The organism is uncultured Microbacterium sp. (assembly GCF_963521695.1).
Taxonomy (GTDB): Bacteria; Actinomycetota; Actinomycetes; order Actinomycetales; family Microbacteriaceae; genus Microbacterium.
On the sequence record NZ_CAUQWC010000208.1, the window covers coordinates 1 to 6259 of the forward strand.

Sequence of the window (6259 nt, forward strand, 5' to 3'; positions counted from 1 at the left end):
GGAGAGGGGCGACGTCACGTCGACACCGTATGGTGCGGCCGCGCACTCGACGGCCAGCGTTGAGCGTCACGCGCCGCGGTCCGCCCCGCCATCACCCGATTCGTCATCCGTCGAGGCAGTCGCCCTCACCCGTTCGGAGGGGGGGGCGGCGCCCGTAGCCGCGACGGAACCCCCGGCGCCCTCGTCCACCGAGCGTGGTCCCGCGCACCGACGACTCGTCGGGGAGGTCGCCGGGCACGGGCGCCGCCGCGGACGCCGCACGGGAGGGGAGGGGCATATGCCGTGCCCTAGACTGCAAGCAACACCCTCGCGTGACTCTCCGCGGGGGTGGAGCCGTGATCCGCGGCCGTCGCGTCGCCGCAAACCCGATTGGTCCCCCTGTGTCCGCCTCGCACTCCGCGCTCGTGCCCGAGTGGCTTGTCGCCCCGGCCGAAGCGAATGAGCTCGTCGCCCCTGTCTGGCCGTCGTCCGCGCGCCGTATCGATGACGGTTCCGTCGAGATCGGCGGGGTCTCGGTATTCGACCTCCGCGATCGCTTCGGCACCCCGCTCTACGTCCTCGACGAGGACGAGGTGCGCGCCCACGCGCGTCGCGCCCGCGCGGCGTTCGAGTCCGCGGCCGCCCGCCACGGCATCCGGGCCCGCGTGTATTACGCGGGCAAGGCGTTCCTCTCGACGGAGGTCGTGAGGTGGGTCGTCGATGAGGGTCTCGCCGTTGACGTCTGCACCCGCGGTGAGCTCGAGGTGGCCCTGGCCGGCGGTGCCGATCCCGGACGCCTCGGCTTCCACGGCAACAACAAGAGCGTGGGCGAACTCGAGCGCGCGGTCGAGGTCGGCATCGGTTCGGTGGTGCTCGACAGCCCCATCGAGATCGAGCGGCTCGCCGCCATCTCCGACCGCCGCGGTGTGGTGCAGCCCGTGCTCGTGCGGGTGCGCACCGGCGTCCACGCCGAGACCCACGCGTTCCTGGCCACCGCGCATGAGGATCAGAAGTTCGGCTTCTCGCTCGAGGGGGCGGCCGAGGCCGTCGCCCGCATCCGCGAGCTGCCGAGCCTGCGCTTCGTGGGCCTGCACGCGCACATCGGGTCGCAGATCTTCGACTCCTCCGGGTTCCGCGAGTCGGCGGCTCGTCTGGTCGACCTGCACGCCGACCTGCTCGCCGGGGGCGAGATCCCGGTGCTCAACGTCGGCGGCGGGTTCGGCATCTCCTACACCTCGGTCGACGACCCCCGACCCATCGAAGAGATCGCCGACGGCATCCTGGATGCCATCGCCGACGAGTGCGCGGTGCGCGGCATCCCGATGCCCGACATCGCCACAGAACCCGGACGCATCATCGTCGCCCAGGCCGGCGTGACGCTGTACGAGGTGGGCACCGTCAAGACCGTCACGGCGGCCGAGGGTCTCGATCGCACGTACGTCAGCGTCGACGGCGGCATGAGCGACAACGCCCGACCGGCGCTCTACGGGGCCGACTTCTCGGCGCGCATCGTCTCGCGCACGAGTCGCGTCGCGCCGGCGCTGTCGCGGGTCGTCGGTCGGCACTGCGAGTCGGGAGACATCGTGGTGGATGCCGAATACCTTCCCGCCGACGTCACGCCCGGCGATCTGCTGGGAGTGCCCGCGACCGGCGCCTACTGCTTCTCGCTCGCGAGCAACTACAACTACACCCCGCGCCCGCCCGTCGTGGCGGTGCGAGGGGGCGAGGCGCGCGTGATCGTCCGCGGCGAGACCGTCGACGATCTGCTCGCCCGCGACGCCGGACTCCCGGCATCCGCTACCGACACACCCCACGGAGAAACCGCATGACCGACTACCGCACGTTGCGCGTGGCGCTCCTCGGCGCCGGCGCCGTCGGCTCCCAGGTCGCCGACCTGCTGCTCAGACACGGCGACGAACTCGCCGACCGCGCGGGCGCGAAGCTCGAGCTCGCCGGCATCGCCGTGCGAAACCTCGACGCGAAGCGCGACGTCGAGTTGCCCCGCGAACTGTTCACCACGGATGCCGAGACGCTCATCGTCGGCAGCGACATCGTCATCGAGCTGATGGGCGGCATCGAGCCCGCGCGGACGCAGGTGCTGCACGCGATCGCCTCGGGCGCCGACGTCGTCACCGCGAACAAGGCGCTGCTCGCCACGCACGGCTCCGAGGTCTTCGAGGCCGCCGACCAGGTCGGGGCCGAGGTCTATTACGAGGCCGCCGCCGCCGGCGCCATCCCCATCATCCGGCCCCTGCGCGACTCCCTCGCCGGCGACCGCGTCGTGCGGATCATGGGCATCGTCAACGGCACCACCAACTACATCCTCGATCGCATGGACACCGAGGGCGCCGACTTCGCCGACGTGCTGGCCCAGGCGCAGGCGCTCGGCTACGCCGAAGCCGACCCGACCGCCGACGTCGAGGGTTACGACGCCGCGCAGAAGGCGGCGATCCTCGCGAGCCTCGCGTTCCACACCGCGGTTCCCCTGGATGCCGTGCATCGCGAGGGAATCACCTCGGTCGACGCCGCGATGATCGAGTCCGCTCGTCACGCCGGCTACGTCATCAAGCTCCTCGCCGTGTGCGAGCGCCTCGCCGCCGAAGACGGTGGCACCGAGTCGATCTCGGTGCGCGTGTACCCGGCCCTCGTCGACCGCGCGCACCCGCTCGCGAGCGTCCACGGCGCGAACAACGCCGTGTTCGTGCAGGCCGAGGCCGCGGGCGACCTGATGTTCTACGGCGCCGGCGCCGGCGGCGTGCAGACGGCTTCCGCCGTCCTCGGCGACGTCGTCTCGGCGGCGCGTCGGCACATCGCGGGTGGCGTGGGCGTGGGGGAGTCGACCCGAGCGAACCTCCCCGCCGTGCCCATCGGGCGCGTCATCACGCGGTACCAGATCACCCTCGAGGTCGACGACAAGCCGGGCGTGCTCGCGACGGTCGCCGGCATCCTCAGCGAGGGGCGCGTGTCGATCGCGACCGTCGAGCAGACCGTGATCGAGGCGTCTTCGGATGCCGGAGACCCGGGCGCTGCGACAGGCTCATCGACCGCGGCGGGCTCGGCCCGTCTGGTCATCGGAACACACAAGGCCCGCGAGCAGGACCTGAGTGAGACCGTCGAGCGTCTCGCCGCGAGCGGCGTCGTCGAGCGCGTGGTCTCCGTGCTGCGCGTGGAAGGGAACTGAACATGGCTCATCTCTGGCGCGGAGTCCTCCGCGAATACGCCGACCGTCTGGGCGTCACCGACGCCTCCACCGTCGTCACCCTCGGCGAGGGCGGCACGCCGCTCATCCCGGCCCCGGCCCTGTCGCGTCGTACCGGCGCCGACGTGTGGGTGAAGTTCGAGGGCATGAACCCGACGGGCTCCTTCAAGGACCGCGGCATGACGGTGGCACTCTCCCGCGCCGTCGAGCACGGCGCGAAGGCCGTCATCTGCGCCTCGACCGGCAACACCTCGGCCTCGGCCGCGGCCTACGCCGCCCACGCCGGCATCACCGCCGCCGTGCTCGTGCCCGAGGGTAAGATCGCGATGGGCAAGCTGAGCCAGGCGGTCGCCCACAACGGCCGTCTGATCCAGATCCGCGGCAACTTCGACGACTGCCTCGAGATCGCGCGCGAGCTCGCCGACCACTACCCGGTGCACCTGGTCAACTCGGTCAACCCCGACCGCATCGAGGGGCAGAAGACCGCCGCGTACGAGGTCGTCGAGCAGCTGGGCGACGCACCCGACTTCCACTTCATCCCCGTGGGCAACGCCGGCAACTACACCGCGTACTCGCGCGGCTACCGGGAAGAGGCCGCCCGCGGCGTCGCCACCCGCGTGCCCCGCATGTTCGGCTTCCAGGCCGCAGGTTCCGCGCCGCTCGTGCGCGGCGAGGTCGTGAAGAACCCCGAGACGATCGCCAGTGCCATCCGCATCGGCAACCCCGCGTCGTGGGACCTCGCGCTCGAGGCGCGCGACGCCACCGAAGGCTGGTTCGGCGCGATCGACGACGACGGCATCCTCGAGGCGCAGAAGATCCTCGCGGGCGAGGTCGGCGTCTTCGTCGAGCCCGCTTCGGCGATCAGCGTCGCGGGCCTGCTCGACCGCGCGGAGGCGGGGATCGTCCCGGCCGGCGCGAAGGTCGTGCTGACCGTCACCGGTCACGGTCTCAAGGACCCGCAGTGGGCGCTTCGCAGGGCCGACGGCACCGACGTGAAGCCCACCGTCGTCGACGCGACCACCTCGGAGGTCGCCTCGGTGCTCGACCTGCAGCCGGTGACCGCGTGAGCTCAGGCCCCGGTCGCCGAGTCGCGGTCCGCGTTCCCGCCACGAGCGCGAATCTCGGGCCCGGCTTCGACACCCTCGGCTTGGCGCTGAGCGTGTACGACGATCTCACCGTCGAGCAGATCGAGGGCGACGGACTCGAGATCGAGGTCGCGGGCGAGGGCACGGCTGACGTGCCGCGCGACGCGTCGCACCTCGTGGTGCGCGCGATGGCGCACACGTACGCGTCGGTCGGCCGCACCCTCCCGGGGCTGCGGCTGACCGCGCACAACGTCATCCCGCACGGGCGCGGCATGGGCTCATCGGGAGCCGCCGTGGTCGCCGGGATCCTCGCCGCGAAGGGTCTGCTGGAGGGCGAGGTCGCCTTCAGCGACGTGGACCTGCTGCGCCTGGCCACCGAGCTGGAGGGGCACCCCGACAACGTCGCACCGGGCCTCTTCGGCGGTCTGACGATCGCGTGGATGGATGCCGTCGGCCCGCAGCACAAGCAGCTGATCGTCCACCGGGGCGTGTCGCCGCTGGTGTTCGTGCCCGGCTTCACGATGTCGACGGCCGTCGCGCGGAGCCTGCAGCCCCTGCAGGTCCCGCGCGAGGACGCGGTGTTCAACGTCTCGCGCTCGGCCCTGCTCATCGCCGCGATGACGCAGAGCCCCGAACTGCTCATGGCGGCCACCGAAGACAAGCTGCACCAGAACTACCGCGCGCAGGCGATGCCCGAGACCGACCGGCTCGTGCGAGCGCTCCGCGCCGAGGGATACGCGGCCGTGGTCTCGGGGGCGGGTCCCAGCGTTCTGGTCCTCGCCGACGGACCCGGACAGCGACTCGAGGCCGCTGATCTCATGGCATCCGTGGTCGACACCCCGTGGCAGGCGCTCATGCTCGCCGTCGACGTCAAGGGTGGTACAGTGAAAAACGCAGAGGGTTCCGCGTAACTTCGCGAATCTGAGCCTCTGCACCACCTGCGAAATCCGCAACACATCGCGAACCCGGTATCGGCTGCAATCTCCCGAACCGCTGGTGTCTCTTCGTCTGCGATCTGCACGGCGAAGCGCGATCTGACACGTTTCATTCTGAGGAGCACTCGTGGAGTCCATCTCCGAGACCCATTCCGTCGACGCGCCCGAGGGCGCCGAGATCCCCGCCGAAGAGCAGCCCACGGCTGACGCGCAGGGTACCGCCACGCCGGACGCCGACACCGAGCCGAGCACGGTCGACACCGCGACGACCGAGGGCACGGACGCCCCGGACACCGCGGCCGCCGATGCGCAGCCCGAGGCGTTGTTCGCCGACGACACTCTCGTCGCCGACGCCCCTGCTGCAGAAGCCGACGCTGCGGCCGACGACGCGGTGACTCCGGCAGACGAGACGGCATCCGCCGACGCCGCGCCCGCGGTGGAGCCGACTGCCGAGCCCGCTGCCGAGTCTGCACTCGAGGAGGCCGCCCCGGCGGAGAAGCCCGCACGCGCCCCGCGCAAGCGTGCCCCCCGTCGTGCGACGACCGCCACCGCCAAGGAGAAGGCGGCCGCTGAAGCCGCCGCCGCCGAGGCCGCTGCCGCCGAGGCCGCTGCCGCTGAGGCCGGCACCGACGTCGAGGCTCCGGCCGACGCCGCGTCGGACGAGACGTCGACCACCCCCGTCACGACCGCGGCCGACGTCGCCGAGGACGCAGCGTCCTTCGAGGAGACGCCGGTCGTCGCCGAGGCGACCGACGCACCGAGCGCCGACGCACCGATCGCGGACGTCGCCATCGAAGAATCCGGTGCCCCCGATGCGGCGGAGGCCGATGCGAACGACGGCGAGAACGCCGCCTCCGACAACGCCGAGCAGAACGATGAGACCCCCGCTCGTGGTCGTGGCCGAAGCCGCTCGCGCAACCGCAACCGCAACAAGCCCGACGCCGCCGCAGAGAAGCCCGAAGCCGGCTCTGACGACGCCGACGCGCCCACGCAGGGTGGCCAGCGCGAGGGCGGCCAGCAGGGCGCGTCGCAGCGTGACAACGCGCAGCAGGGCGGCCAGC

Annotated in this window: 4 protein-coding genes and 1 pseudogene; all 5 read left to right on the top strand. The window is 71.8% G+C overall.

What is annotated here, in order from left to right; translation table 11 throughout:
- Positions 1–380 precede the first annotated feature (380 nt).
- Positions 381–1808: a diaminopimelate decarboxylase gene (gene lysA, locus RWP81_RS13355; protein WP_314456878.1), complete on the top strand. Its 1428-nt coding sequence runs from the start codon at positions 381–383 to the stop codon at positions 1806–1808.
- On the top strand, positions 1805–3160 hold the full coding sequence (locus RWP81_RS13360) for a homoserine dehydrogenase (RefSeq protein ID WP_314456879.1): 1356 nt from the start codon (positions 1805–1807) through the stop codon (positions 3158–3160). Before lysA ends, RWP81_RS13360 begins: the two co-directional genes overlap by 4 nt.
- 2 nt (positions 3161–3162) lie before the next feature.
- Positions 3163–4245, top strand: coding sequence for a threonine synthase (gene thrC / locus RWP81_RS13365; protein WP_314456880.1), 1083 nt, complete (start codon positions 3163–3165; stop codon positions 4243–4245).
- Positions 4242–5174, top strand: a complete 933-nt coding sequence (gene thrB / locus RWP81_RS13370; RefSeq protein ID WP_314456881.1) for a homoserine kinase — start codon at positions 4242–4244, stop codon at positions 5172–5174. The genes thrC and thrB overlap by 4 nt, the downstream gene beginning before the upstream one ends.
- A 151-nt stretch (positions 5175–5325) precedes the next feature.
- A pseudogene (locus RWP81_RS13375) lies at positions 5326–6259 on the top strand (transcription termination factor Rho); the annotation flags it as partial.